At 43.0% G+C, this 256-nt stretch carries 1 protein-coding gene; it reads left to right on the forward strand.

Annotated features, from left to right (window positions below; translation table 11 throughout):
• Positions 1-256 (forward strand): GTP-binding protein (locus F1003_RS16090; RefSeq protein ID WP_235898429.1); only part of this gene is annotated, 256 nt, incomplete at both ends.

Raw genomic sequence — 256 nt, forward strand, 5'->3', positions numbered from 1 at the left:
AGATAAAGGTCTTGCTGAAGTGAAAGATTTCTCTTCTATTGACTCTGCTCCAGAGGAAAAAGAAAGAGGTATTACAATTAATACTGCTCACATCGAGTATGAAACTGAAAACAGACACTACGCTCACGTAGACTGTCCTGGTCACGCCGACTATGTTAAGAACATGGTAACTGGTGCTGCACAGATGGATGGTGCTATCCTAGTGGTAGCTGCTACTGATGGTCCTATGCCACAGACAAGAGAGCACATCTTATTA

The sequence above is a fragment of the Winogradskyella ouciana genome (assembly GCF_009709615.1).
Taxonomy (GTDB): domain Bacteria; phylum Bacteroidota; class Bacteroidia; order Flavobacteriales; family Flavobacteriaceae; genus Winogradskyella; species Winogradskyella ouciana.